The organism is Mesorhizobium sp. AD1-1, assembly GCF_020164655.1.
Classification (GTDB): Bacteria; Pseudomonadota; Alphaproteobacteria; order Rhizobiales; family Rhizobiaceae; genus Mesorhizobium; species Mesorhizobium ciceri.
The window spans coordinates 167,454-192,697 of sequence record NZ_JAIUGP010000009.1; the positions used below are offsets into that span (position 1 = coordinate 167,454).

Genomic DNA, 25,244 nt, shown 5'->3' on the forward strand with positions numbered 1-25,244 from the left:
TTCAATCTAGCGGCGCAAGGCCGTGAGGCAATGGCACGGTTTTAGTCCAGGGCAGGATCGGATGCGGAATCGATCAGCCTGCGCCGCTGCTCCCAGGTGCCTGACGTCTGCGGCTTGACGAACAGCCGTGTGATCTCCGGCATTTCCTTCTTCAACTGCGCCTCCAGGCGCTCGACGCAAGCTTCGATCTCGGGCGCCGTCAATTGGTCCTCGAACTCGATGCTGAGCCCGGCGACGATCTCTGTCGGCCCCATATGAACGGTCAGGACGCCGTTCGCCCGCTGCACCGCCGGATCCTGCTGGGCGATCGCCAGCACTTTCATCTGCACCTCGGGCGACGCCGGCTCGCCGATCAGCAGGCCCTTGCTTTCGCGGGCCAGGAAGATCGCGGTTGCGCCAAGGATCAGCCCGATGCCGATAGAGGCGGCGCCGTCGAGCTCCGGCATCTCCAGCAGTTCCGCCGCCAATATGCCGGCGAAAGCGACGATCAGGCCGAGAAGTGCCGCACTGTCCTCGAACAGCACGGTGTAGACGCTCGGATCCTTGCTCGACTGCACGGCCTGCAGCCAGCCTTGCCTGCCCTTCTGCCGGCGAAACTCCTTCAGCGCCACCCACCACGAACTGCCTTCAAACAGGAAGGAAAGGCCCAGAACAATATAGTTGACCTTGGCGTTGGCGGCCGGCTCCGGCGCCATGATATGGACCACGCCTTCGTAGAACGACACGCCGGCGCCCAGCGCGAAGACGAGGAGCGCGACGATGAAGCTCCAGAAGTAGAGTTCGCGGCCGTGGCCGAGCGGATGCGTGCGATCGGCCGGGCGAGCGGCGCGGTGCATGCCGTAGAGCAGCAGGCCGCCATTGCCGGTATCGACCAGCGAATGGACGCCCTCCGACAGCATCGCCGAACTGCCGGTAAAGGCGGCGGCGGCGAACTTGGTCAGCGCGATGGCGAGATTGCCGGCGAGCGCCGCGTAGATCACCTTTTTTGAGCCGCCGTGCCCGGCCATGGCATTTGCCCCCGTTCAAGGCGCAGTCTAGCGGCCAGGCCGCTAAAGCTCCACAGGCATCACACCGCGCGAATGTCGGGTCGTCCACGGCAGCGGCCATGAGAGATCGGTCTATGGAAAACGGCGACTACTCGATGATCTCGCTGGTCCACACCTTGAAGCCGGCAAGCGTTCCCGGGCCGAAAATATGGGTCAGCGGCACGTCGGCGGCGTCGCGGCCGGAGGCGATCAGGATGCGGCCGATGCGCGGTGCATTGTTGCGCGGGTCGAAGACATGCCAGCGGCCGCCGAGATAGACTTCCATCCAGGCGCAGAAATCCATGCTTGCCCATGGCTTCGGCATACCGATGTCGCTGATGTAGCCGGTGCAATAGCGTGTTGGGATGTTGAGCGCCCGGCAGAAGGTGACGGCGAGATGCGCGTAGTCGCGGCACACGCCGCTCTGTTCACGATAGGCTTCCGCCGCGGTGCGCGTCGGCCGTGCATTGCCGTAGTTGAAGACGATGTGGCTGTGGACGAAGTCGCAGACCGCCTGCACGCGCGGAATACCCAGCGGCGTGTTGCCGAACAGCCGCCACGCCTCGTCAGCCAGAAGGTCGCTTTCGCAAAAACGGCTGGGCAGCAGGAACAGCAATGTGTCCGCCGGCAGGTCGCGCACCTCGTGCTGCCAGGCCATCAGGTCGCCCATCTCGAAGGTGCCGGGGTCGCGGATCACCGCGTCGGTGCCGAAGGTGAAGCGCCCGGGCGGCGCGACAAGCCGGTTGCACCAATTGCCGAAACTGTCGCGATAGCTTTCGATCGGCACCGGCGGATTGGAGATCAGGAAATCCGGCCGCTCGAGATCGGAGGCCCGCGAATAGTGCACATTCAGCATCGCGATGAGCGGCGTTTCCTGCGGAAAGTCGAAGCTCATCTCGCAGCCGATGTGGATTCGCATTGTCGTCCTGACGGCCTGCCTGACGATCACCCGGCGAAGCTCGGGTCGATGCTGCAGTGCGAAAATGACCATGGCACGGACCGCCATGGTTTACGAGCAAATTAGAGCAATTCCAGGAAAAGTGTGAAGCGGTTTTCCGTCCGGAATTGCGTCAAAACAAAGAGTTAGAGCAATTCACTGTTTCCGCGAAACGGTGAATTGCTCTAGAAACCGGTTGAAAGCGATCCGCTGTCGGCGGCAACAGTCGCTAACCCCTTGCGGTCGGGCGGTTCTCTTGTTTCACTTGGCTTCTCACATCAGGAGGAACGAATCATGGCTAAAGGTGCGATGAAGGCAGGCAAGGAAGCCCGCAAGCCGAAGAAGGACGCCAAGAAGCCCGCTCCGGCTCCGGCGCTGAAGGCGCCGCCGGTCAAGGCGATGAAGCTCAAGGACAAGTAGGTCCGGCGATCCACTTCGCAATAAGATTACGGCCGGCGACACTTGTTGCCGGTCGCTGTTGCTCGAGCGCCCGAAATTCTTATATTGGCGTGGCGGGGACGACCTCGCGCTTCCCCAAATCCGGACGGGACGACCCGCCATTGTTTGACTGATCGTCGGGCGCCGAAATACCTTTCGGGTCCGATGCTCTGATGGAGCGTTGTCGATGTCGTGGATTCTTCTCTTTTTCGCTGGCTTGTTCGAGATCGGCTGGGCAATCGGCCTCAAATACACCGATGGCTTCTCGAAGCTGGTGCCGACCGTGCTGACCGTTGCCTCGATGGTCGTCAGCCTCACTCTGCTCGGCCTGGCGCTGAAGGCGCTGCCCGTCGGCACCGCCTATGCGGTGTGGACCGGCATCGGCACCGTCGGTACGGCACTGCTCGGCATCTGGCTGCTCGGCGAACCGGCCACCGCGATCAGGCTGGCCTGCATCGCGCTCATCGTCTGCGGCATCATGGGGCTGAAGTTCGCCGCCTGACGGTAACGCTTAGGTCGCTTGGTTTGCGCATGTCGTCCTCCCAGAGCCGGGACCAGGGCGACATGCATGGGACAAACACGTTCAGGGCCGCTGCGAGGCGACCCTGGTTCTCGAAGCAGATTGCTCCGTAGCCGAGAGCTAGCGGGCGGAGAAGCCCGGAGGCGTCCTGCCGGTACGCTGCTTGCGTGCCGCATAACGCGCGTCGCGCTTGGCCTTGCGTTCGGCTTCGTCGGCCAGAAGACGGGCGATGCGCTCGTTCTCTTCGGATTCCCGAATCTTGGCCTCGGCCTGTGCAGCTTCCTCGGCGGCGATACGTGCCGCTTCGGCTGCTGCCTCGCGCTCGGCCTTCTCGACCGCTTCGCGTGCCAGCTTCTCCTGCTTCAGCCGGGCCTTTTCGGCCTCGCGGATTTCGCGGGCCGCAAGGATAGCCTTGCGTTCAGCCTGCCGCGCCAGCACTGCGGGATCATCCGCCGCCGGCTTTGCCTTGAAGCGCTCGAGGAGCGCCTTCTTTGCCTCGTTTGCGGCATTGCGCCGCTCGAAAACGTCTTTTTCCCTGTAGATAGCCAAGTCCACTTCCCTGAAGTCAATTCGCGACGCTTACATACGCGCGAAAACCGAGAGTTCAAGCGCCAAAACGGCATGGCAGCCATGAAATTGTCGGCTGTTGCACTCGGGAGACGCCTTTGGAGCAATTCCAGGAAAAGTGTGAAGCGGTTTTCCGTCCGGAATGGCGACGAAGAGATAGAGCCGAAACCGACATGCACTGTTCACCGTCCGCCCCACTGGCGGCGCGGCTGAGGCGTCGCTACGTCTAGCCCGAAAACCCAACACCAGGATGACATCAAATGGAACTCGGTCTCTACACATTCGCCGACGTCAGCCCGCAGCCGGGCCCCGGTGCCATCGGCCCGCATGAGCGGCTGCGCAACCTGATCGAGGAGATCGAGCTGGCCGACCAGGTCGGCCTCGACGTCTTCGGCCTCGGCGAGCATCATCGGCCCGACTATGCCGCCTCCGCACCGGTCGTGGCCCTGGCTGCGGCGGCCGAGCGTTCGAAGCGCATCAAGCTGACCAGCGCGGTCACCGTTCTGTCTTCCGATGACCCGGTGCGCGTTTTCCAGCAATTTGCCACGCTCGATCTTCTGTCGGGCGGCCGCGCCGAGATCATGGCCGGGCGCGGCTCGTTCATCGAATCCTTCCCGCTGTTCGGTTTCAACCTCGAGGATTATGACGAGCTGTTCGCCGAAAAACTGGATCTGCTGCTTGCCATCCGCGACAGCGTGAAGGTCACCTGGTCGGGCAATCTGCGTGCGCCGATCAACGATCGCGGCGTTTATCCCCGGCCCTTCCAGGACAGGCTACCGGTCTGGATCGCCATTGGCGGCACGCCGCAGTCTGCCGCCCGCGCTGGCGCGCTCGGCCTGCCGCTGGCGCTCGCCATCATTGGCGGCGAGCCGGCGCGTTTCGCGCCGCTGTTCGATCTCTACCGCGAAGCCGCCAAACGCGCCGGCAGTGATCCGGCGGGCCTTGCCACCAGCATCAACGTGCACGGCTTCATCGCCGAGACGACCGAGCAGGCGGCGGACGATTTCTACGGCCCGCAGGCGGAGGTGATGAACCGCATCGGCCGCGAGCGCGGCTGGGGTCCGACCTCGCGGGCGCATTTCGACCAGTCGCGCGGCCCCACAGGCGCCCTGTTCGTCGGCAGTCCCGAGCAAGTGGCTGAAAAGATCGTCGCCCAGCACAAGATCTTCGGCAATGACCGCTTCCTGCTGCAGATGGCGATCGGCACCATGCCGCATGCCAAGATCATGAAGGCGATCGAACTCTACGGCACCAGGGTGGCGCCGATCGTTCGCAAGGAAACAGCCAAGCCCGCCACAGCCGTCACGTCGCCGGCAGCCTGACCCGGAGCCGGCGCGAGCGGCCTCAATCCCGAAGCCGGCTCATGGAACCCTCGCCCGTAACTCTGCGTTTCATGGAGGCGATTGCCGTGCGAAGGGGCGCCGGCTTGAGGGGTGACCATGAAAACCGAACCCACAGCCTGGGGTCAGGACGTTTCCGATGAACCGGATTCGCGCGTCGCGGCTCGCGCCGACACGCGTCTGATGCGCTCGTTGCTGATCGGCATCTTTCTCTTCATGGCCATCTACGCGCTTTATTTCGCCCGCGCTTTCTTCATGCCAGTGCTTCTGGCTTTCCTGCTTGCGCTGACGCTGACGCCGATCGTCCGGCTGCTGCGCAAGCACGGTATCCCGGAAGTGATCTCGGCAACCCTTCTGGTGCTGTTGTCCCTCTGTGTGTTCGCCACCGCCGGCTATCTGCTCAGTGGCCCGATAATCGATCTTATCAACAACACCTCGTCGATCGGCCAGAAGCTCACCGAACGGTTGGCGCAATTGCGACAGCCGCTCGAGAAGATCATGCAGATTTCGCATCAGATCGAACAACTGACCGAGACCTCGCAGGAGTCGGGCATTCAGAAGGTGGCGGTAGCGCAGTCCGGCATCCTGTCGGCGGCCGCCAGCAACATCCTGTCGGCGGGAACAGGCCTCACCATCATCTTCGTGCTGTCGCTGTTCCTGCTCGCCTCCGGCACGATGTTTTATGAAAAGATCATCCAGTCCTTCGCCAGCCTCAGCGAAAAGAAGCGGGCGCTGCGCGTCGTCTATGACGTCGAACGCGAAATCTCGCACTATCTGCTCACCGTCACCATCATCAATGCCGGCCTCGGCACGGTCATCGCTCTCGGTCTTTGGGCGCTCGGCGTACCCAATCCGCTGGTCTGGGGCGTTGCTGCCGCCCTGCTCAATTTCCTGCCCTATGTCGGAGCACTGATCACCATCGTGCTTGTCACGGTCATGGCGTTGATCAGCTTCGATACCATCTTCTACGCGCTTCTGGCGCCGGCCTTCGTGATCTTGTGCGACATCGTCGAAGGCCAGTTCGTGACGCCGATGGTGGTCGGCAGGCGCCTCGAGATCAACGCCGTGGCGATCTTCATCGCCATCGCCTTCTGGTCATGGCTGTGGGGTTTCGTCGGCGCCCTGATGGCGGTGCCGCTGCTGGTCGTCATCAAGGTGTTCTGCGATCATTTCGATGGGCTCAGCCATGTCGGCAATTTTCTCGCCGCGCAGCACGCGGTTGTCGTCGAGGAGGACGACATCGCCGACTCCGAAGCTGTCAAAGGCTGATCAATATTTTTGAATTTGCGGCGCCGCCGGATGCTTCCTACATGCGGTCCTGACACAGGATCCCACCCATGACCGACCTTTCCGTTCTCGACCTGTCGCCGATCGTCGAAGGCAGCGATGCCTCGCAGTCGCTGGCCAATTCGCTCGATCTTGCCCGCCATGCCGAGCGCCTGGGCTACAAGCGTTTCTGGCTGGCCGAGCATCACAACATGCCGGGTATTGCCAGTGCCGCCACAGCCGTCGTCATTGCCCATGTCGCCGGCGGCACCAAGACCATTCGTGTCGGCGCCGGCGGCATCATGCTGCCCAACCATTCGCCGCTGGTGATTGCCGAGCAGTTCGGCACGCTGGCCGCATTGCATCCGGGCCGCATCGATCTCGGCATCGGCCGGGCGCCCGGCACCGACATGGGTACCGCCCGCGCCTTGCGCCGCAATCTCGAGGCCGGGGTCGACAATTTCCCGCAGGATGTCGTCGAGTTGATGGGCTATTTCCAGCCGGCCGAGGAAGGCCAGCGCATCCGTGCCGTGCCCGGCGAAGGCCAGGGCGTGCCGGTCTGGATCCTTGGCTCCAGCCTCTACGGCGCGCAGCTTGCCGCCATGCTCGGCCTGCCCTATGCCTTCGCCTCGCATTTCGCGCCGGCGGATCTGGATCACGCGCTGGATGTCTACCGCTCGCGCTTCCAACCCTCCGAGCAGCTCGACAAGCCGCATGTCATGCTTGGCCTCAACGTCTTTGCCGCGCCCACCGATGCCGAGGCTCGTTTGCTGTTCACCTCGCTGCAACAGGCTTTCGTCAATCTGCGCACCGGCCGTGCCGGCCGGCTGCCGCCACCTGTCGAGAACTATGACCGCGATCTCGATCCGATGGCAAAGACCATGCTCGGCCAGGCATTGTCCTGCGCCGTCGTCGGCTCCCCGGAAACGGTGCGGCAAGGCATCGATGCCTTCGTGCGCCGCACCGGTGCCGACGAGCTGATGGTCACCGCGCAGATTTTTGATCATGCGGCGCGGGTACGGTCGTTCGAGATCCTGGCCGAGGCGCACAAATCGCTGTCGCAGGCGGCCTGACAAGTCCTGACAGGAATATACGCTGGGCGAAAGACTACGCGCTCACGCTCTGCGCAATCGCCCCGAGCGGGCGACAGGAATTGCGGATCATCAGCCGGCCCTTGAGCAAAAGCTTGCGCGGCGGCGCGTCCCTGTTGCCGGCGAGACGGTCGAGAAGCAGATTGGCCGCTTGTTCGCCGATCGCCTGCACCGGCTGCGCGACGGTGGTCAGCTGCGGCTGAAACACGTCGGACCATGGAAAGTCGTCGAAGCAGGCAACCGAAATGTCTTCCGGGCAGGACAGGCCGATGTCGCGGATCGCCTTCATGGTGCCGATCACCATCGGGTTGTTGGCCGAGAAGATCGCGCTTGGCCGATCGTGCGAGGACAGCATCTGCATGGTCGCATTGTAGCCGTCGATCTCGTGGAAATTGCCGAAGCGGATCAGCTCCTCCGCGATCGGCAAGCCGGCGGCGTGAAGCGCCTCGCGATATCCCGCCATGCGGTCATGCATCGGCGAAATGTCCGACGTGCCGGTGATGTAACCGATGCGCCGGTGGCCGAGATTGATCAGATAGGTGATGGCGTCGAACACCGCGCGCTGGTTGTCCAGCACCACGGCATCGGTGTCGACGCCTTTGCAGATACGATCGAGCAGCACCACCGGCACGTTGGCGTCGTCGACGATCCGCTTGAGGATCGTGCCGTCGCCGACGCGCGCCACGATCAGCCCGTCGACCATGCGGTCGAGCAGCAGCTTGATCTGATCGTCCTGGGTGTTCAAATCTTCGTCCGTGCAGCACAGCATGACGGCATAGCCGGCCCGGTCGAAGGCCTGCTGGATGACCGAGACGACATCGGTGAAGAATGGGTTGGTGATGTGCGGCACGGTCAGTCCGATCGTGCGGGTCGTGCCCATCTTCAGGCTGCGGGCGATCGCGTTGCGCTTGTAGCCGATATCGCGGATCGCCTGTTCGATGCGCTGGCTAAGCTCCGGACTGACCGTTGCCGTGCCATTGATCAGCGCCGAAACGGTGGCGACAGAAACACGCGCCGCTTCAGCCACATGAAGCATGGTGGGCGCGGTGGATTTCCGGTGTTTTTTTTGCCCTGATGCTGTCATTTTCGAAACGTTTCGCCACCCTTGCCGGCCAATACGTACGGAATCCTGTCCTTTTTAGCAAGAATCGAAATGCAGTAAACATGCGGTACCTCATATCAGCTTGACATGATCGAAACGTTTAGATTAGCGTTTGCGGGAAGTTGACGACGACGGAAGGGAGGCCGCCATTGTCATGCGAGAGAGCAGTTCCCTTTCCCCGCAGCACGGCGCTGCCGATCGGTCGGACACCGTTCTGAGCGCCGAGCATATTTCCAAGAGCTTCGGCGGCATCGCCGCCCTGGTCGATGTCGGCTTCGAGCTGCGGCGCGGCGAGGTTCATGCCTTGATGGGCGAGAACGGCGCCGGCAAGTCGACGCTGATGAAGATCCTCTCCGGCGTCTACACCGGCTATGAAGGCACGGTCAGCGTCGATGGCCACCCTGTCAATTTCGCTGGCGTACGCGACGCCGAGGATGCCGGCATTGCCATCATTCATCAGGAGCTCAACCTGGTGCCCGAACTCAGCGTCGCCGACAACATCTTCCTTGGCCGCGAGAAGCTGATCGCCGGGCTGATTGTCGACCGCAAGGCAAGCAGCCGCGCGGCGGGCGCTTTGTTGCAGCGGCTCGGCATCGAGCTCGATCCGCAAGCCCGCGTCGGTGCCCTGCGTGTCGGCGAGCAGCAGCTGGTCGAGATCGCCAAGGCGCTGTCGATGTCGGCACGCATCCTGATCATGGACGAGCCGACCTCGGCGCTGTCGCCGGCCGAATGCCAGCGGCTGTTCCGCATCATCCGCCAGCTTGCCGAGAGCGGTGTCGCCATCGTCTACATCTCGCACCGCATCGACGAGGTCATGCATCTGGCCAGCCGCGTCACCGTGTTTCGCGACGGGCGCCATGTACTGACCGAGCCGATGGCCAGGCTGGACGAAGATGCGATCATTTCGGCGATGGTCGGACGCAACCTGCTCGCTTCCTCCCAGGAAGAGCGCCACTCCGGCGGCAACATTGTGCTTTCGGTCGAAAACCTGTCGCTGTCGAAGCCCGATGCGCATGGCTGGCGCACGGTGATCGACGGCGTTGGCTTCGATCTTGCCGCCGGAGAGATCCTCGGCATTGGCGGGCTGCTGGGTTCGGGCCGAACCGAGATCCTGGAAGCGATCTTCGGCTCGAGCGATGGCCGCACCGGTGGCGAAATCCAGGTCGACGGCCGGCCTGTGGATATCCGTTCGCCCCGCGATGCAAGGCGGCTGGGCATTGCACTGGTCACCGAGGACCGCAAGACGCAAGGCCTGCATCTGCAGGCTTCGATCGCAGACAATGTCGCGCTGCCGCTGGTCGGGTCGCTGGCCCGCTTCGGCATCCGCTCGCTGGCCTCCGAGCAGGGGCTGGCGCGGCAGGCGGTCAAGGCGCTCGGCATCCGCTGCCGGGACATCGACCAGCCTGCCGGCACGCTGTCCGGCGGCAACCAGCAGAAGGTCGTCATCGGCAAGTGGCTGGCGACCAGGCCAAGGGTGCTGTTGCTGGACGAGCCGACGCGCGGCATCGATGTCGGCGCCAAACGCGAGATCTACGACCTGATCTTCAAGCTGGCGCGCGATGGACTGGCCATCGCCGTCATCAGCTCCGAACTGCCGGAGCTTTTGCATCTCTCCGACCGCATCCTGGTGATGGCCGATGGCCGCCAGACAGGCATTCTTTCCCGCGACGCGGCCAGCGAGGAGGCCATCATGCGTCTCGCCGCCCCGCGCAGGACCATATCGAGACCAGCCGCATGACTGCCCTGAAACTCCTGTCCCGTACCAAGCTCTACTGGGGCCTGATCGCCATCTTCCTGATCGGCGTGCTGGGCTCGCCGATGAGTTCCAAGGGCAACAACATCTTCCTCTCCTACGGCAACCTGCTCGACGTGCTGCGCCAGGTCTCGACCACCGGGCTGATCGCCACCGGCATGACGGCTGTCATCATCACCGGCGGCATCGATCTCTCCGTCGGCTCGCTGATGGCCATCTGCTCGGTGGTCTGTGCCATGCTGCTGACGGTCCCAGGCGTGACGCCGGGCGTCGTGCTGGGCGTGCCGACCGTCGCGCTGGTGGCGCTTTGCCTCGGTTTCGTCGTCACCCGCTTCATCTTCCAGAACCTGGCAAAGTCCCGTGCCGGCGCCGATCTCGTCCGCGAGATCAGGCTGGACGGGATTCGCGGCCTGATCACGCCCGCCGTCGTCGGCGTGGTCTTGTGCTGCCTGTCGCTGTGGTTTCTGCTGCCGCAGATCGAGCCGAAATTCGGCGTGCTCGGCGTGCTGCTGGTGGCGCCGTGCGTTGGTTTGCTGTTCGGCGCGGTCAACGGCTTCATCATCGTTGCCGGACGGCTGCAGCCCTTCATCGTCACCCTGGCTATGATGGTGACGGCGCTCGGCATCGCACGGCTGACCGCCGGCCAGAACAATGCGGTGCTGCCGGTCTATACCGGCTCCAACGCCACCGCCGATTTCGAGATCCTGCGCTCGCTGGTGTTCGGCATCATCCCGATGCCGGGCCTGTTCTTCCTCGGCGCCATCGTGATCTACGGCGCGGTGCTGCGCTTCACGCCGTTCGGCCGCTATGTCTATGCCATCGGCGGCAACGAGGAGGCGGCGCGCCTCTCCGGCATCGCCGCCGGCCGCGTCAAGATCGCCACCTATGCCGTCTCCGGGCTGCTCGCCGGCATTGCCGCCGTGCTCTATGTTGCGCAGTACCGGCAAGGCAAGCCGGATGCCGGCGCCGGGCTGGAGCTCGACGCCATTGCCGCTGTGGTCATAGGCGGCACCAGCCTGATGGGCGGGCGCGGCAGCCTCATCGGCACGTTCTGCGGCGTGCTGATCTTCGGTCTGCTCTCCAACATCCTGCAGCTCCACAACATCAATTCGAACCTTCAGCTGGTGCTGAAGGGGATGATCATCATCGGCACCGTGCTCGTGCAGGAGCGCAATGCCGGTGATCTCCTGGCCTATCTGCGCCTGCCCGGCGGGCAATCGGCGCACAAGGAAACGGCCGCGGCAAAGCGGCCGTCGCAAGAGACACCGTCTCTCAATCTCGGAGGAAACAAAAAATGAAACGACGTGACATGCTGAAGCTTGCCGCCGTGACCGCGGCACTGCTGACCACCACCGCGCTGCTGACCACTGGCAACGCTTACGCTCAGGACAAGAAGTGGAAGATCGGCTTCTCCCAAGTGACGACCATCGAGCCCTGGCGCGCGCAGTTCAACAAGGACATCCTGGCCGAAGCCGCCAAGCACCCCGAGGTCGAGCTGATCATCACCGACGGCGAGGACAAGACCGAAAAGCAGGTCGCCGATGTCGAGAACCTGATCCGCCAGGAGGTCGATGCGCTGTTGGTGTCACCGAAGGAATCGGCCGGCCTGACCGGCGTCGTGCAGCAGGCGATCGACGCCAAGATCCCGGTCTTCGTGCTCGACCGCAATGTCGACACCAAGGACTACACGCAGTTCGTCGGCGGCGACAACGCGCTGATCGGCCGCGCGGCCGGCGAATATGCCGTCGAACTGCTGGGCGGCAAGGGCAAGGCTGCAGGCAACGTCGTCGAGATCTGGGGCGGCATGGGCACCCAGCCGGCGCATGATCGCCATGACGGCTTTCACGAATTCACCGACAAGGAGCCGGGCATCAAATATCTGCTCGACCAGCAATCGGGCGACTGGAAGCAGGACCAGGCCTACAATCTGATGGCCAACGCGCTGAAGAGCAACGAGAAGATCGATCTCGTCTACGGCCACAACGACCCGATGGCCTATGGCGCCTATCTCGCCGCCAAGGATGTCGGCCGCGAGAAGGACATCAAGTTCATTGGTATCGACGGCCTGCCCAATGAAGGCGTGCAGATGGTGAACAAGGGCGAGCTGACGGCGACCTTCACCTATGTCACTCCCGGTGCCGAAGGCCTGCGCCAGGCGATCAAGTTCCTCAACGGCGAGAAAGTCGAAAAGACCATTACCCTACCAACCGAGAAGATCACCAAGGAAAACGCCGCCCAGGTGCTGAAGGACAACGGCCTCTGAGGCAAACTTCCTGCCGGGTGCCTCCTTTGGCGCCCGGCGGGTCTAAGCCAGCTTCACCAGCAGCTTCATGAAGGTGGCGATCTCCTTGGCCGAGAGCGGCGCCAGCGTCTCCTTTGTGATCTCGCGCGCCAGCGGGATCAGGCGCTCGATGGCATCGCGGCCTGCCGCGGTCAGATTGACCAGCAGCCGTCTTTTGTCGACCTCGTGCCTGGAAAGCTCGACCAGGCCGCGCGCCTTCAGCCGGTCGATGACGCCCTTCACCGTCGCCGCATCCATCGCGATCAGCGTGCCGAGCTGGTTCTGCGAGGTCTCGCCGACGTCACGCAGCTTGGCCAACGCCGCAAATTGCGGCGGCGTTAGATCGCCGATATGCGCGGCAAAGATCGCGACATGGCGCTGATGCGCCTTGCGCAGGATGAAGCCGACCTGCTCCTGCAGGAGGTAATCCTGGTCGTCCGGCGCCTCGACCTCGACCAGCTTGAGCAGATTGTCCTCGCCGCTCACCGCAGCCCATCCCAGGCTTTGATGTGATCGGCCGCGAGACCACCCATGCGATCGTGGATGCGCGGGCCACAAGTCATGGCGAGGCAGAACAGAATCTCGTCGGGGCGCGGACCATCGGACATGCCGACTTCCATGGCGTCGAAATGGCTGCGCACATAGGCGGCGTTGATGTGGCCGAGCGGCACGTCGAGCTTCGAACCGAAAGCGCCGACCTTCTTGGCCGACGGCACGATCGCCTTGGCGTCGCCGAGCCGCTCGCGCATGGCGTAGCCGCCGGGCACATGCCAGAGGGCGCCGTGTTCCAGCTCACCTGCGGTGCCGACAATGGCGCCTTTGCCGTAGCCGTCGATCTGCTTGACGTCGCCGCCGAGCGCCGCGATCAGCCGGTCGGCGAGCAGCAGGCCGAGCGGCTTGAGATCGTCCATGGCGCTCTGCAGCTCCTCGACATAGCGCCCGGCGAACGGGTTCTTTACCAGCGCCATGGCGGCGGCACGGCGGCGCGGCACCTTGGCCACCGGCCCGCCCTCGTGAAAGATCTCTTCAGTCAGAACCGCGATCTTGCGGATCGGAAACTCAGGCATGGGCAACTTCCTCCCTCGAAGTTTCGTTGGGCGCGGCAAGCGCAACCGAGCCACTGATGCGGATCTCGCCGCCGAGAAACAGCGCCGACCCGGCAATAAGCCCCCGCCGGCGAAAATCTTCGGCGACGGCAAGGCCATTGTCCAGCGCGCGCGCCACTTCGCCAAGGGCAAGCGTGCCGACGCCTTGCGTCACCAGCCGCGAGCCGAGATCGCTGTCGGGCGACAGTTCGTGTGCGGAAATGCGCTTGATGGCGGGATTGCCGGGCAGGTCCACCGCGTTGGCGATGAGCGTCGCCGCCGCATCGGCTTCGGCGCCGGTCCGCGCCAGCACGGTGACGGCGTCGGCAATGCCAAGCGAGAAGGAGCGGCCACGCCAACCGCTGGTGGCGACGCCGCGAACGCCATCTTCCGCGCGGATCGTGATCCGGTCGGTCATGCCGTTGCCGGTACCGGCTACCGCCAGACCCATCGACTGGCCCTTGCCGATATGGAGCGCGCAGTCGCCGCCATTGTTGACATAGGCGCGCTCGATCTTGCGACCGGCAAGCAATGCGGCGAGCATTTCGTCGGCTACCGATCCCGCGACGGCCGCCATCGGAGTTATAAAGCATTCCGCCAGGGGCATGACGGCTGCCTCCATGCGGCGCGCCGTCGGGCCGGCGAAGGTGCGCGGCGCCAGGAAAAACGCCGGCAGCCGCAATTCGGGGAGTTCCTCGACCATCTCCACCAGGATCGTCTGGAACCGCGCTATGGCCTGTTCATAGGCTCGGCGGCATTCATCCGCCTCACCAAAAACCTCGACGATCAGGTCGATCGGCCCGTGGTTGAGATGCAGCCGCTTGCCGTCCTGCAGCCAATGGGCTTGCGGGCCTTGCATCACCCGGCCCCGTTCGAGCCGGCACGACGTAGCTGCGCGAGTGGCGGCCATGGATTGTTGGTTTCGGCGCCTGTGCCGCGGCGCGGATTCAGGTACTCACCGCCTTTTGTGACAATATCCTCGACGCTGCGGATCTCCGCCTCGTACCCGCCGAGCCTGACATAGTCGTCGCGGCGCAGCGTGAATTCGATCGGCGCCACCAGCGCCGGTGTAGGCACATAGCCGAAGGCGCCTTCCGGCACCCGTGTGACATCGACCATCAGCGTGATGCCGCCGCCCGGCCAGACATAGACCGGCGCACCGCCGACCGTGACATAGGTGGTCAGGCCCTGAACCGAGCGGGTGAGATTGACCGGGTTTTCGGTGACGCCGGCGCGCAGCGAACCGCCGGCGCCGCCGATGAACAGCACCGTGCACAAAGCCGGCTCGCAATTGTCCTCGATCAGGCCGACCGATTTTTGCAGCCGTTCCGGAAACGGTTTTTGCACCGGCTTCAACTCGTCGTCGAGCTCGTAATAGGCGAATTGCTCGCCGGTGGTCGAAACCATCAGCAGCGACAGGCCCGGCCGCGCACCCTTCTTGGCGTTCCACTCGCCAAGGATCGACAGCGGGTCTGAAATGCTGGTGCCGCCCCAGCCGAGGCCTGGCTCGGACACCTTGAAATAGCGGCCCGGCGTCGAACGGCGGCCGAGGATCTTTATCCCTGTGTCCTGCCAGCCCAGCACCTTGCCGGCCTGATGCTCGGAAACGACGCCGGTGATGTGGTCGTCGACCACCACCACCTCGTCGACAAGGCCGCGCCATTGCGTGGCGAACATGCCGATGGTCGCCGAGCCGCAGCCGACGCGCATGCGATGTTCCTGCTTGCCGTCGATGACAGGCGCTTTGCCGGCTTCGACTGTTATGGCGGCGCCGCCGTCGATGGCCAGTTCCACCGGCTTGCGGTTGCACAGATTGAGCAGCGCGTCGCAGGTGGCGCGTCCTTCGGCCTTCGAGCCGCCGGTCAGATGATGCACGCCGCCCAGCGACAGCATCTGCGAGCCATACTCGCCCGTCGTGACATGGCCGATTGCCTCGCCTTGCGATCGCACAATAGCCGTCTCGGGTCCGATATGCCGGTCGGTGTCGATCTTCACCTTGACGCCGCAGTACGAAAAAATGCCTTCCGTGACGACGGTGACGAGATCGACGCCTTCGACTTCCTGGCTGACGATGAACGGCGCCGGCTTGTAGTCGGGATAGGTGGTGCCGGCACCGATGGCGGTAACGAAGCGGCGGCCGGTGTTGACCAGTTCGCCGTCCCATTGTTCGCCCTCGGCGACGAACGGCACGATTGCCGCGCCGGCCTCGGCCGCATGGTCGAGGATGGTCAGCGGGTCCATCCGCACGATCCTGCCGCCGACATTGCCGTAGCGGTCGCAGGCGCCGGTGCGCCCATCAGCGATGTAGCACATCACCGGACAGGCATCGCAGCGGATCTTCTCCGCCACCAGCTTCTCGCCGGGATCATGGGTCTCGAAGCGTTCGGCAAGCTCGCTCATCGGCGTGCCTCCTTTTCGCGGATGCCATCTTTTTCGCGGATGCCAGCGCGGATACGCGTCGGCGTCGCCGGAACCTTGGTGATCAGAACGCCGGTGGCGTGGCGGATGGCGTTGAGGATCGCCGGCGCAGTCGGGATCAGCACATGCTCGCCCAAACCCTTGGCGCCAAAGGGTCCTTCCGGATCCGGAACTTCTATCAGGATGGTCTCGATCAGCGGCACGTCGCCAATGGTCGGGATGAGATAGTCGTGGAGGTTCTCGGTGCGGCCGGGGATGTACTCTTCCATCAGCGCCATGCCGATGCCTTGCGCGATACCGCCCTCGATCTGGCCTTCGGCCAGCAGCGGGTTGATCGCCTTGCCCACATCATGCGCGGCGGTGATCTTGATGAGCTTCACCGTGCCGAGCTTGAGATCGACCTCCAGTTCGGCGATCTGCGCGCCATAGCCGTAAACGGCGTAGGGTTTGCCCTGGCCCTTGGCATCGAGGGGCAGCGTCGGCGGGTCGTAGCTCTCCTCGGCACGGAAGACGAAGCCCTGGGCATCCAGGTCCAACGTCGTGAGATCGATGCGGCGGGTGGCTTCTCCCTCGCGGATGACGATCGCCGGGCCGTCGAGTTGGAGAGCGGCTTTTTCCGAAACATTGGCGAAACGCAGAATCTTTTCACGCAAGGCGCGGCTGGCCTTTTCGGCCGCCTTGCCGGTGACGAAGGTCTGGCGCGAGGCCGATGTCTTGCCGGCATCGGGAGTAATTGATGTATCGGCGCTCTTCAGCTGGAATCTCTCCAGCGGCAGGCCGAGCGCGTCGGCGCAGATCTGGGCGATGACCGTGTTCGAACCCTGGCCGATATCGACCGCGCCCTGGTGCAGGATGACCGTGCCGTCGCCCGCGATGCCGACCCGAATGGTCGACGGATTGGGCAGCGAGGTGTTGCCGCAGCCATACCAGCAGGACGCGACGCCGACGCCGCGCTTTCTATCTGTGTTGGCACTGTTGAATGCCTCCGCATCGGCCGCCGCGCGCACCCAGTGCGGCCGCAGCGATTCGAGGCATTCGGCAATGCCGACGCCCGAGTCCAGAAGCTGTCCTGTGACCGTTTCGGAGCCGTTCCGAAGGCAGTTCTTCAAGCGAAAATCGAGCCTGTCCATGCCGAGCTTGCCGGCCAGCTCATCATAGAGGGTCTCCTGCATGATCGTCGCTTGCGGCACGCCGAAGCCGCGGAAGGCGCCGGAGATCGGCCCATGCGTATGGATGGCGCGGCCTTCGGCGCGGTAGTTCGGCGTCGCGTAGGGTCCGGAGGCGTGCACCGGCACGCGGTTGGCCACGGTAGGGCCCCAGCTTGCATAGGCGCCGGTGTTGAAATCGCCTTCAAAAATCATGCCGGTGACAAGGCCGTCGGCATCGGCGCCGATGGTCGCCTTCATCTCGGCCGGATGGCGCTTGGTGGTCGACATCATCGATTCGGTGCGGGTGTAGGCAAGTGCCGCCGGCCGCCCTGTCTTCATCGCCACAAGGCCGATCAGCGGCTGCAGCGAGACGTCGAGCTTCGAGCCGAAACCGCCGCCGGTCGCGGTCGGTACGATGCGCACCTTGTCGACGGCAAGGCCGAGCACCTTCGCCGTCTCGTCGCGGTCCATATAGGGCGCCTGGGTGCAGGCGACGACGACCAGCGTGTCGCCGTCCACATAGGCATAGCCGGCTTCCGGTTCGATATAGGCGTGCTCGACATAGGAGGTGTCGATGACGCCGGACACCGTGAACGCTGCACCGGCAAGGGCCCCTTCCGGATCGCCGCGTTCGACGAAGCCGGAGGTCAGCAGGTTTGCCGGTCTGTTCTCATGGATGAGCTTGGCACCGCCGGCGCGCGCTTCGCAGGATTGGAGAACATGCGGCAATTCGGTCCAGCGGATCGGAAAATCCGAGAGGTCGATATCGAGCATCGCCTCGCGCTCGCCAGCGACCAACGCCACCGCCTCACCGCGAAGGCGGGCAAACCCTTCGGCCAGTGCCGGCTGGTCGGCGAACGGGTCGATGACGCCGAAACAGTTTTTTCCCGGAATGTCGGCTGCGGTGAAGACGCCGGCAACGCCGGGATGTGCCTTCGCCCAGCCATCGAGGTCACCGAAGGCGAAGCTGGCGTGATAATGCGGAGAGCGGATCACCAGTACCGCCAGTGCATCGGCGGGGAAGGAATCGCTGCCGAATTTCTCAGCCCCGGTGACCTTCGGCACGCCGTCGAGCCGGATGGGCGAGGAACCGATCGCGTGGCCTGACCGGGGCAAGCGGAAATCCAGGCTTGCTGCCTGCAGGGAGGCATCCATCACTGCGGCAATGATCTTCCGGTAGCCGGTGCAGCGGCACAGAATTCCGCCGAGCGCGTCCTGTACCTCGACCTCGGTGGGGCTCGCCTTCTTCTCCAGCAGAGCCGTCGCCGCAACCAACAGGGCGGGCGTGCAAATCCCGCACTGCGCAGCGCCATGGGCGAGGAAAGAGGCCTGCAACGCCGACAGCCGGCCGTTGGCAAGCCCTTCCACGGTCGTCACCGATGCGCCGGCAGCGGACGCCGCCGACATCAGGCAGGCGCAGACGGGATCGCCGTCGACCAGCACCGTACAGGCGCCGCAATCGCCGGCATCGCAGCCGACCTTGGTGCCGGTCAGCCCCAGTTCGTCGCGCAGCACCAGGGACAGCCGGCGCAGCGGCGGCACATTGACCGATACGGCGCTGCCATTGACCTCGAAGGCGATGTCAACGCGCTCCGGGCCGCGAGCAGGCCGAACGGCGCCCAGGTCGGGCACTGCTTCACGCACGTCAGGTTGAACCTGGCTCATGCCGCCACCTCTTCGCCAGTCGTCCGCCCCACAGCCGCAAGCACGGCGCGGGCAACAATCTCGCGCACTGCATCGAGCCGGTATTCGGCGCTGCCGCGCACATCGGCGATCGGCGACAGTTCGCCCATCGGTGCGGACAGGACCGCATCGGCAAGCTCGCCATCCACCGGCAGCCCGCACAACGCGGCTTCGACGCCGGCCAGCCGCTTGGCCACCACCGAACAGGAGCCGGCCGCGACCGCCGCTTGCCGGACGGTGCCGTTGTCGACGGCCAGACGTGCCGCCACCATGGCAATGGAAATGACGAGGTAGCGCCGGGCGCCGAGCTTGACGAAAGCCGACGTGCCGCTGGGCTTCGGCACGCGGATCGCCGTGACCATCTCACCGGGCAGCAGAGCCGTGCGGCGGTTGCCGAGAATGAAGTCCTGCAACGGCAGGTGCCGCGTCGCTGCCACCGAGCGCAGCTCGACCTCGGCATCGAGGACGAGCAGGGCCGGCACGCCGTCGGCGGCAGGCGAGGCGTTGCAGAGATTGCCGGCGACCGAGGCGACGTTCTGGATCTGCGCCGAGCCGACCTCTCGCGCCGCCTGCTTCAGCGCCTCGAAGGCCGGCGGCAAGGGATGGCGGACGATGTCGGTCCAGGTCGTGCGCGCGCCGATGACGAAATGGTCGCTCGCCTCGGCAATGCCGCACAGCGCCGCCAGGCCGTTAATGTCGAGAACATTGTCGCGGATCGGTTTGCTGCCCTGTGCCGGATAGAAATCGGTGCCGCCGGCAAGGATGCGCCAGGCGCCCTCGCCAAGCAAAGCGAGCGCTTCGTCGACCGAGGTGGGTTTCGCGTAACGGATCACGCTTTGCCTTCCCGAAAAGAGGCCTTCCAGAGCTGGTACTTCGAAAGATCCTTCCAGCACAGGGGTCGGAAAATTCATTCGTATGCAAATGATATCAAGCTGGCAGGATTTGTCAAAGCCGGAGTTTGCCGCGGCGCCGCCGGCACGCATTTGTTATGGCTCGAGAGGTTGACGCGGCCGGCCATCTGGTCAAGTTTCTGCGTCCGGTCGCGTCAGCGGCATTTTCCACTGGAGCTTGCATACGGAAGAGGAAAGCCCATGGCCGACGAAGCGCTTGTCGTCATCGACCTGCAGAACGATTTTTGTCCCGGCGGCGCGCTGGCGGTTGCCGGCGGCGACGAGATCGTGCCGCTGGTCAACGACCTGATCCGGCGAACCGACCATGTCGTGCTGACGCAGGACTGGCATCCCGCCGGTCACTCCAGCTTTGCTTCCAGCCATCCGGGCGCGCAGCCCTTCACCATGATCGAAATGCCGTACGGCCAGCAGACGCTGTGGCCGGACCACTGCATCCAGGGCAGCCTGGGCTCGGATTTCCATTCCGGCCTCGCCTGGACCAAGGCCGAGCTCGTCATTCGCAAGGGATTTCGGCCTGATATCGACAGCTACTCGGCCTTCTTCGAGAACGACCGCACGACCCAGACCGGCCTTGCCGGCTACCTCCGGGAGCGCGGCATCGACACGCTGACCCTGGTCGGGCTGGCGACCGATTTCTGCGTCGGCTTTTCGGCGCTGGATGCCGTCAGCCAGGGCTTCAAAACCACAGTGCGGCTGGATGCCTGCCGCGGCATCGATCTCAACGGTTCGCTCCATGCCACGCTGCAGCGCATGCGCGACGCCGGCGTGAGGCTCGAAGACCCTTTGTCGGACTGACGGATCGTGAGGCGCAAGAGGGGCTTTTTGTGGGTCGCGACGAAGGCGGCAATCGTCGTGGCCGTGCTGTTTCCGGCACAGGCTTTCGGGGCGGAGGAACACGGCCTGCCCGGGGCTTCGATGTCGCTGTGGTGGGCGCTGCCCTTTGCCGGGCTGCTGTTGTCGATCGCCACTGGTCCGCTGCTGTTTCTTCATGTCTGGGAGCATCACTACGGCAAGATCGCGGCCCTTTGGGGCGCTCTGGTGGTCCTGCCGCTGGCGGTTGCCTTCGGTGTCCCCACAGCGACCGAAGCGGTAATGCATGCGTTGCTCACCGAATACATGTCGTTCATCATCCTGCTGTTTGCGCTGTTCACCATTTCCGGCGGCATTCTCCTTGCCGGCAACATTCACGGCACGCCCCTGGTGAATGCCGGCCTGCTGCTGGTCGGCGCGCTGCTGGCCTCGGTGATCGGCACGACCGGTGCCTCGATGATCCTGATCCGGCCGATCATCCGCGCCAACGATAACAGGCCGTTCAACGCCCATGTCGTCATCTTCTTCATCTTCCTGGTGTCCAACATCGGCGGCTCGCTGACGCCGCTTGGCGATCCGCCGCTGTTCGTCGGCTTCCTGCGCGGCGTCGACTTCTTCTGGACGACGACGAACCTCTGGCGCGAGACGCTGTTCGTCGGCGGTGTCGTCCTGGGCATTTTTCTGGTGATCGACATCATCCTGCACCGGCGCGAGGCTGGCGCGCCGAAGATCAAGGACCCGACACCGGATACCAAGGTGCGCCTGCGCGGCCTGGCCAACCTTCCGCTGCTGGCGGGGGTGATCGGCGCCATCCTGCTATCGGCGGCTTGGAAGCCGGGCGTCAGCTTCTCCGTGTTCGGCGTCAGCCTGGAACTGCAGAACCTGGTGCGCGACGCCATGATCCTGGCGCTCGCCCTCGTTTCACTTGTCATTTCGCGCAAGGAATACCGCGAGGCCAATGGCTTCAACTGGGGTCCGATAGCAGAGGTGGCCAAATTGTTTGCCGGCATCTTCATCTGCATCGTGCCGGTCATCGCCATCCTCAGGGCAGGCCATGAGGGTGCGCTGGCGCCGCTGGTGTCGCTTGTGAGTTCTTCCTCCGGCCAGCCCAACGATCTCGCCTATTTCTGGCTGACCGGGGCGCTGTCATCCTTCCTCGACAATGCGCCGACTTATCTGGTGTTCTTCGAGCTTGCCGGCGGTGACCCCCGGCACCTGATGACGGAGTTCGCTTCGACGCTTGCCGCGATCTCGGCCGGCGCCGTGTTCATGGGCGCCAACACCTATATCGGCAATGCGCCGAATTTCATGGTCTACGCCATCGCCCGACATCGCGGCGTGAAGATGCCGGGCTTTTTCGGCTATATGGCATGGTCGGGCCTGGTGCTGATCCCGACATTTTTAATAGCGGGTTTTCTGTTCTTCGGCTGATCAACCCACGCCGACATAACGGCGCACCGCTGACGGATCGGCGCGCAGTTCTTGGACATCGACCGTCTCGCGGTTGCGGCCGTTTTCGACGAAGGCAACGCTGTCGGCGACAGAAAGCACTGCATCGACCCGTTGTTCGACCAGGATGGTCGACACGCCCATGTCACGCAGCGTCGACACCGTCTCGCGGATCTTGGCGATCATCGACGGCATCAGCCCTTCGGTCGGCTCGTCGAGCAATAGCACCTGCGGTTCGAGGCAGAGTGCACGCGCCATCGCCAGCATCTGCTGTTCGCCGCCGGACAGTGTGCCGGAACGCTGCCGCAGCCGCTGGCGCAGCAATGGAAAGAGGTCGAGCACGTTTTCACGCGTCGCCTTGCCCTTGCCGCGCGCCATCAGGCCGATCTCGATGTTTTCCGCCACCGTCATCTCGGCGAACAATCGCCTTCCCTGCGGCACATAGGCGACGCCGGCCTTCGGCACCTCATGTGCCGGCAGCCGGGTCAATTCCTGGCCATCGAGCCTGATCGAGCCGGCGCTCGAGGGGACCAGTCCCATGATGGCCTTGAGCGTCGTCGTCTTGCCGGCGCCATTGCGGCCGAACAGGCACAGCACCTCCCCCTTGTTCAGCACCAGGTCGAGCCCGTAGAGCACCTGGACCTCGCCATAGAAGCAGTCGAGCCTCGAGATGGTGAGCGCTTGAGACTTCGGCTCGGCCTTGTTTGTCATGGGGCGGTCCCCAGATAGGCTTCCTGTACGGCCGTATTTTCGCGGATCGCTGCGGGCGTGCCTTCGGCGAGGATCTTGCCGGCATTGAAGACGGTGATGCGGTCGGCCAGTTGCATGACGACAGGCATGTTGTGCTCGATCAGAAGCACGGTGGCGTTCTTGGCAATCTCGCGCACCAGGGTGATGAAATTGTCGATCTCGCTGTCGGCCAGCCCTTGCGTCGGCTCGTCGAGGATCAGCAGGCGCGGCTTCAGCGCCAGGCCCATCGCCACTTCCAGCAGGCGCTGATGGCCGTAGGACAACTGCCCGGCCGGCATGTGGGCGCGATCGGCCAGGCCGGTGCGTTCGAGTGCGGTCATGACAGCGGCCTGTATCGCGCTCCTGGAATGGCTGCCATGCCGCAGCGTCAGTTGCGCGGGCAGCGCGACGTTGGCGTAGACGGACAGGTTGGCATAGACGCTGGTGAGCTGGAAGGTGTAGGCGATCCCCCTGCGGACCCTGACATAGGCAGGCAGATTGGTGATGTCGGCGCCGTCGAAGACGATCATGCCGGCAGACGGCTGGATGCGGCCGCTGACCAGGCTGACGAAGGTGGTCTTCCCCGCTCCATTGGGGCCGATCACGGCGCGGATTTCGCCCGGCATCAAGGAGAAATCCACACGGTCGACGGCACGCAGGCCGCCGAAGTCGCGAGAAAGGCCCTTGGTGGTCAAAAGCGGCATCATGGCAGCCACCCGAGCCAGCGCTGCCTAATGCTGCCCAGAATGCCTTTGGGGAAGAACAGCACAAGCAGGATCAGCGCGATGCCCACAATCAGCAGATAGGCGGAGGTGTAGCCGCTGGTGATATCGATGACATAGTACATGAACAGCGTGCCGATCAGCGGCCCGAGCGTTGTTGCAGCACCGCCCAGCAGCACCCACAGCAGCGGCAGGATCGAATACTGCACCGACGCGAAGCTCGATCCGACATAGCCGAACAGCAGCGCATAGGCGGCACCCGAGCCGGCGCAGATGATGCCGGAGATGACGACGGCGGCGAGCTTGTTGGAGAAAGTGTCGTATCCCAGCATCTTCGTCCGCTCTTCGTTCTCGCGGATGGCGACCAGCACGCGGCCATACCGGGAGCGGACGATGGCCAATGTGACGAGAAGCACGATCGAAAACAGCGCCAGCGCCGTCATGTAGCGAACGGTCGGATTGGTGAGCTCGAGCGACGTCGCGCCGAAGGTGAGCACACGGGCCGGCTGCGGCACGACCATGCCCTGGTCGCCGCCGGTCCACGTCGCGAAGTAGAGGATGAGGAGGTAGAACACTTGCGCGAACATCATGGTGACGATCATGAAGGCGACGCCGGTGGTGCGCAGCGCCAGCAGGCCGATCACGAGTGACACAACAACACCACAGGCAAGCCCCGCGGCGAACGCCGCTGGTACGCTCCAGCCGAGCTGGATGACTGCAAGGCCGGCGCCATAGAGCCCGGCGGCAAAGAACATGGCATGGCCGAGGCTGAGCAGGCCGACATAGCCGAACAGCATGTTGTAGCCCATGGCGAACACCGCCAGCACCATGATGCGGGCGAGCAGGCCGTGATAGTATTCCGGCAGCAGGAAGCTCAGCACGAAAAGCAGCCCGACGACGCCGAGATGCAGGGCATAGGCTTTTACCGGCGAAGCTTCGCTCATCGCGACCTCGTCCCGAACAAGCCTTGCGGACGGAACACCAGCACCATGGCGACCAGCAGCGTGGCGATGATCTTGGCCAGCGTCGGCGAGAAGAACATCGAGATGATGCCGTCGGAGAGACCGATCAGCACGGCGGCGACGACCGTGCCGCGCAGCGAGCCGAGGCCGCCGATGATGACGACGATGAAGGAGAGCAGCAGCGGGTCCTGCCCCATCAGATAATGCGCCTGGCTGATCGGCACGATCAGCACTGCGGCAATGGCCGCCAGCATGGCGCCAAGCGCGAAGACGCCGCCATAGACGCGGCCGACGGGGATGCCGAAGGCCTGCGCCGTCTCGCTGTCATACTGCGTGGCGCGCATGACGAGGCCGACCTTGGTGCGCGTCAGCACCAGCCATGTCGCGGTGAGCAGCAGCGCGGAGGCGGCGATGACAGACAGTTTGTAGCCGGAGTAGCCGAACCACGGCAAAAGGATGCGGTAGCTGAACGGCGGCTCCACCGGCCGCGCCTCCGGACCGTAGAAGGTCAGCGCCAGCTGCTGGATGATGTAGAGCATGCCGATGGTGGCGACGATGGTGGCTTCCGGATTGTAGTTGAGCCGGCGCAGCACCAGCCGTTCGGCGACCAGCGCAATGGCGCCGACGATCAGCGGCGCAATCACAAGTGCGGCCAGGAAGCCGAGCGCGGGATGGCCGCCAATGGCTGTGGTGATCGCCCAGGCGAGCACGGCGCCCAGCATGAAGAACTCACCATGCGCGACATTGACCACCCGCATGACGCCGAACACCAAGGACAGGCCGAGCGCGGTCAGCGCCAGCACGGCTGAGGTGACGAGGCCTTCGAGGGCGGCGAGGAGGAGGTGGGGACCGAAGTGCATGCTACACGCCCAGCGATAGCGCAATCGCGCCCCTTGGGGGGGGTGAGGAGTGGTCCGCGCAGCGGACGGAAAGCCAATTGCTTGGCTTTCCGAACGACGAACGCCCGGAGCGACAGCGAAGGGCCGGGTCCGGCAGGACAGAGGGGG

Annotated in this window: 24 protein-coding genes; 10 read left to right on the plus strand and 14 right to left on the minus strand. The window is 64.2% G+C overall.

Features of this window, described 5'->3' with window-relative positions; genetic code table 11:
- Positions 1–41 precede the first annotated feature (41 nt).
- A complete protein-coding gene (locus LB519_RS18485; RefSeq protein WP_224620825.1) occupies positions 42–1,007 on the minus strand; it encodes a cation diffusion facilitator family transporter in 966 nt (321 codons plus the stop codon).
- 127 nt (positions 1,008–1,134) lie between these two features.
- Positions 1,135–1,944 carry a transglutaminase-like domain-containing protein gene (locus tag LB519_RS18490; RefSeq protein WP_027161100.1) on the minus strand — a complete coding sequence of 270 codons (810 nt, stop codon included), beginning with the start codon at positions 1,942–1,944 and terminating at the stop codon, positions 1,135–1,137.
- A 312-nt stretch (positions 1,945–2,256) separates the two neighbouring features.
- Here LB519_RS18490 and LB519_RS31240 point away from each other — a divergent pair, with 312 nt between their 5' ends.
- Together LB519_RS31240 and sugE are read left to right on the plus strand one after the other, a co-directional pair.
- The gene (locus tag LB519_RS31240) at positions 2,257–2,382 is read left to right on the plus strand and encodes a hypothetical protein (protein ID WP_013528464.1); all 126 of its coding nucleotides are present in this window, start codon (positions 2,257–2,259) and stop codon (positions 2,380–2,382) included.
- Positions 2,383–2,587: 205 nt separating this feature from the next.
- Positions 2,588–2,902, plus strand: coding sequence for a quaternary ammonium compound efflux SMR transporter SugE (sugE, locus tag LB519_RS18495; protein ID WP_013528463.1), 315 nt, complete (start codon positions 2,588–2,590; stop codon positions 2,900–2,902).
- Between the two features lie 138 nt (positions 2,903–3,040).
- Here the strand turns inward: sugE and LB519_RS18500 are convergent, their stop codons facing one another.
- Positions 3,041–3,469 carry a DUF6481 family protein gene (locus LB519_RS18500; RefSeq protein WP_013528462.1) on the minus strand — a complete coding sequence of 143 codons (429 nt, stop codon included), beginning with the start codon at positions 3,467–3,469 and terminating at the stop codon, positions 3,041–3,043.
- Between the two features lie 278 nt (positions 3,470–3,747).
- Here LB519_RS18500 and LB519_RS18505 point away from each other — a divergent pair, with 278 nt between their 5' ends.
- From LB519_RS18505 to LB519_RS18515, 3 genes are all read left to right on the plus strand, one after another.
- Entirely contained in the window at positions 3,748–4,809 is a 1,062-nt protein-coding gene (locus LB519_RS18505; protein WP_013528461.1) for an LLM class flavin-dependent oxidoreductase, read from the plus strand.
- Between the two features lie 117 nt (positions 4,810–4,926).
- Positions 4,927–6,096, plus strand: coding sequence for an AI-2E family transporter (locus tag LB519_RS18510; protein ID WP_024502077.1), 1,170 nt, complete (start codon positions 4,927–4,929; stop codon positions 6,094–6,096).
- A gap of 68 nt (positions 6,097–6,164) precedes the next feature.
- Positions 6,165–7,166 (plus strand): LLM class flavin-dependent oxidoreductase, encoded by a 1,002-nt coding sequence (locus LB519_RS18515; protein ID WP_013528459.1) that lies wholly within the window; start codon positions 6,165–6,167, stop codon positions 7,164–7,166.
- 34 nt (positions 7,167–7,200) lie between these two features.
- Here the strand turns inward: LB519_RS18515 and LB519_RS18520 are convergent, their stop codons facing one another.
- Positions 7,201–8,220 carry a LacI family DNA-binding transcriptional regulator gene (locus tag LB519_RS18520; protein ID WP_224620826.1) on the minus strand — a complete coding sequence of 340 codons (1,020 nt, stop codon included), beginning with the start codon at positions 8,218–8,220 and terminating at the stop codon, positions 7,201–7,203.
- 220 nt (positions 8,221–8,440) lie between these two features.
- On the opposite strand from LB519_RS18520, the gene LB519_RS18525 reads away from it, so the two are divergent.
- From LB519_RS18525 to LB519_RS18535, 3 genes are read left to right on the plus strand one after another with little or no spacing between them, the layout of a single operon-like run.
- Positions 8,441–10,024, plus strand: coding sequence for a sugar ABC transporter ATP-binding protein (locus LB519_RS18525; RefSeq protein ID WP_064992803.1), 1,584 nt, complete (start codon positions 8,441–8,443; stop codon positions 10,022–10,024).
- Positions 10,021–11,337 carry an ABC transporter permease gene (locus LB519_RS18530; protein WP_224620827.1) on the plus strand — a complete coding sequence of 439 codons (1,317 nt, stop codon included), beginning with the start codon at positions 10,021–10,023 and terminating at the stop codon, positions 11,335–11,337. The genes LB519_RS18525 and LB519_RS18530 overlap by 4 nt, the downstream gene beginning before the upstream one ends.
- Positions 11,334–12,302 (plus strand): substrate-binding domain-containing protein, encoded by a 969-nt coding sequence (locus LB519_RS18535; protein WP_013528455.1) that lies wholly within the window; start codon positions 11,334–11,336, stop codon positions 12,300–12,302. Before LB519_RS18530 ends, LB519_RS18535 begins: the two co-directional genes overlap by 4 nt.
- A 42-nt stretch (positions 12,303–12,344) precedes the next feature.
- Here LB519_RS18535 and LB519_RS18540 read toward each other — a convergent pair whose 3' ends face one another.
- From LB519_RS18540 to LB519_RS18565, 6 genes are read right to left on the minus strand one after another with little or no spacing between them, the layout of a single operon-like run.
- Positions 12,345–12,806 carry a MarR family winged helix-turn-helix transcriptional regulator gene (locus LB519_RS18540; protein WP_013528454.1) on the minus strand — a complete coding sequence of 154 codons (462 nt, stop codon included), beginning with the start codon at positions 12,804–12,806 and terminating at the stop codon, positions 12,345–12,347.
- Positions 12,803–13,387: an amino acid synthesis family protein gene (locus tag LB519_RS18545; protein ID WP_064992806.1), complete on the minus strand. Its 585-nt coding sequence runs from the start codon at positions 13,385–13,387 to the stop codon at positions 12,803–12,805. The genes LB519_RS18540 and LB519_RS18545 overlap by 4 nt, the downstream gene beginning before the upstream one ends.
- Positions 13,380–14,264 carry a UPF0280 family protein gene (locus LB519_RS18550; RefSeq protein WP_224620828.1) on the minus strand — a complete coding sequence of 295 codons (885 nt, stop codon included), beginning with the start codon at positions 14,262–14,264 and terminating at the stop codon, positions 13,380–13,382. Before LB519_RS18550 ends, LB519_RS18545 begins: the two co-directional genes overlap by 8 nt.
- Positions 14,264–15,805, minus strand: a complete 1,542-nt coding sequence (locus LB519_RS18555) for a 6-hydroxynicotinate reductase (RefSeq protein ID WP_224620830.1) — start codon at positions 15,803–15,805, stop codon at positions 14,264–14,266. The genes LB519_RS18550 and LB519_RS18555 overlap by 1 nt, the downstream gene beginning before the upstream one ends.
- The gene (locus tag LB519_RS18560; protein WP_224620831.1) at positions 15,802–18,636 is read right to left on the minus strand and encodes a molybdopterin-dependent oxidoreductase; all 2,835 of its coding nucleotides are present in this window, start codon (positions 18,634–18,636) and stop codon (positions 15,802–15,804) included. The genes LB519_RS18555 and LB519_RS18560 overlap by 4 nt, the downstream gene beginning before the upstream one ends.
- Positions 18,633–19,487 carry an FAD binding domain-containing protein gene (locus LB519_RS18565; protein ID WP_224620832.1) on the minus strand — a complete coding sequence of 285 codons (855 nt, stop codon included), beginning with the start codon at positions 19,485–19,487 and terminating at the stop codon, positions 18,633–18,635. Before LB519_RS18565 ends, LB519_RS18560 begins: the two co-directional genes overlap by 4 nt.
- Positions 19,488–19,745: 258 nt before the next feature.
- Here LB519_RS18565 and pncA point away from each other — a divergent pair, with 258 nt between their 5' ends.
- Entirely contained in the window at positions 19,746–20,360 is a 615-nt protein-coding gene (gene pncA / locus LB519_RS18570) for a bifunctional nicotinamidase/pyrazinamidase (RefSeq protein WP_063169737.1), read from the plus strand.
- A gap of 27 nt (positions 20,361–20,387) precedes the next feature.
- On the plus strand, positions 20,388–21,806 hold the full coding sequence (locus LB519_RS18575) for a sodium:proton antiporter (protein ID WP_224620833.1): 1,419 nt from the start codon (positions 20,388–20,390) through the stop codon (positions 21,804–21,806).
- On the opposite strand, the gene LB519_RS18580 is transcribed toward LB519_RS18575, so the two are convergent.
- The 4 genes from LB519_RS18580 to LB519_RS18595 are packed head-to-tail and all read right to left on the minus strand — an operon-like array spanning position 21,807 to position 25,097.
- A complete protein-coding gene (locus tag LB519_RS18580; protein ID WP_224620834.1) occupies positions 21,807–22,535 on the minus strand; it encodes an ABC transporter ATP-binding protein in 729 nt (242 codons plus the stop codon). It lies immediately after the preceding gene.
- Positions 22,532–23,260: an ABC transporter ATP-binding protein gene (locus LB519_RS18585; RefSeq protein WP_224620835.1), complete on the minus strand. Its 729-nt coding sequence runs from the start codon at positions 23,258–23,260 to the stop codon at positions 22,532–22,534. The genes LB519_RS18580 and LB519_RS18585 overlap by 4 nt, the downstream gene beginning before the upstream one ends.
- The gene (locus LB519_RS18590) at positions 23,257–24,219 is read right to left on the minus strand and encodes a branched-chain amino acid ABC transporter permease (protein ID WP_128337847.1); all 963 of its coding nucleotides are present in this window, start codon (positions 24,217–24,219) and stop codon (positions 23,257–23,259) included. The genes LB519_RS18585 and LB519_RS18590 overlap by 4 nt, the downstream gene beginning before the upstream one ends.
- On the minus strand, positions 24,216–25,097 hold the full coding sequence (locus LB519_RS18595) for a branched-chain amino acid ABC transporter permease (protein WP_063170960.1): 882 nt from the start codon (positions 25,095–25,097) through the stop codon (positions 24,216–24,218). Before LB519_RS18595 ends, LB519_RS18590 begins: the two co-directional genes overlap by 4 nt.
- Positions 25,098–25,244 lie beyond the last annotated feature (147 nt).

Bases quoted from the DNA above. Each gene is read 5' to 3' on its own strand.
- LB519_RS18550 (WP_224620828.1), bottom strand. From the start codon at position 14,264: ATGCAAGGCCCGCAAGCCCATTGGCTGCAGGACGGCAAGCGGCTGCAT.
- LB519_RS18530 (WP_224620827.1), top strand. From the start codon at position 10,021: ATGACTGCCCTGAAACTCCTGTCCCGTACCAAGCTCTACTGGGGCCTG.
- LB519_RS18545 (WP_064992806.1), bottom strand. From the start codon at position 13,387: ATGCCTGAGTTTCCGATCCGCAAGATCGCGGTTCTGACTGAAGAGATC.
- LB519_RS18505 (WP_013528461.1), top strand. From the start codon at position 3,748: ATGGAACTCGGTCTCTACACATTCGCCGACGTCAGCCCGCAGCCGGGC.
- LB519_RS18520 (WP_224620826.1), bottom strand. From the start codon at position 8,220: ATGCTTCATGTGGCTGAAGCGGCGCGTGTTTCTGTCGCCACCGTTTCG.
- sugE (WP_013528463.1), top strand. From the start codon at position 2,588: ATGTCGTGGATTCTTCTCTTTTTCGCTGGCTTGTTCGAGATCGGCTGG.
- LB519_RS18535 (WP_013528455.1), top strand. From the start codon at position 11,334: ATGAAACGACGTGACATGCTGAAGCTTGCCGCCGTGACCGCGGCACTG.
- LB519_RS18555 (WP_224620830.1), bottom strand. From the start codon at position 15,805: ATGAGCGAGCTTGCCGAACGCTTCGAGACCCATGATCCCGGCGAGAAG.
- LB519_RS18595 (WP_063170960.1), bottom strand. From the start codon at position 25,097: ATGCACTTCGGTCCCCACCTCCTCCTCGCCGCCCTCGAAGGCCTCGTC.
- LB519_RS18485 (WP_224620825.1), bottom strand. From the start codon at position 1,007: ATGGCCGGGCACGGCGGCTCAAAAAAGGTGATCTACGCGGCGCTCGCC.
- LB519_RS18490 (WP_027161100.1), bottom strand. From the start codon at position 1,944: ATGCGAATCCACATCGGCTGCGAGATGAGCTTCGACTTTCCGCAGGAA.
- pncA (WP_063169737.1), top strand. From the start codon at position 19,746: ATGGCCGACGAAGCGCTTGTCGTCATCGACCTGCAGAACGATTTTTGT.
- LB519_RS18590 (WP_128337847.1), bottom strand. From the start codon at position 24,219: ATGAGCGAAGCTTCGCCGGTAAAAGCCTATGCCCTGCATCTCGGCGTC.
- LB519_RS18585 (WP_224620835.1), bottom strand. From the start codon at position 23,260: ATGATGCCGCTTTTGACCACCAAGGGCCTTTCTCGCGACTTCGGCGGC.
- LB519_RS18580 (WP_224620834.1), bottom strand. From the start codon at position 22,535: ATGACAAACAAGGCCGAGCCGAAGTCTCAAGCGCTCACCATCTCGAGG.
- LB519_RS31240 (WP_013528464.1), top strand. From the start codon at position 2,257: ATGGCTAAAGGTGCGATGAAGGCAGGCAAGGAAGCCCGCAAGCCGAAG.
- LB519_RS18510 (WP_024502077.1), top strand. From the start codon at position 4,927: ATGAAAACCGAACCCACAGCCTGGGGTCAGGACGTTTCCGATGAACCG.
- LB519_RS18515 (WP_013528459.1), top strand. From the start codon at position 6,165: ATGACCGACCTTTCCGTTCTCGACCTGTCGCCGATCGTCGAAGGCAGC.
- LB519_RS18525 (WP_064992803.1), top strand. From the start codon at position 8,441: ATGCGAGAGAGCAGTTCCCTTTCCCCGCAGCACGGCGCTGCCGATCGG.
- LB519_RS18560 (WP_224620831.1), bottom strand. From the start codon at position 18,636: ATGAGCCAGGTTCAACCTGACGTGCGTGAAGCAGTGCCCGACCTGGGC.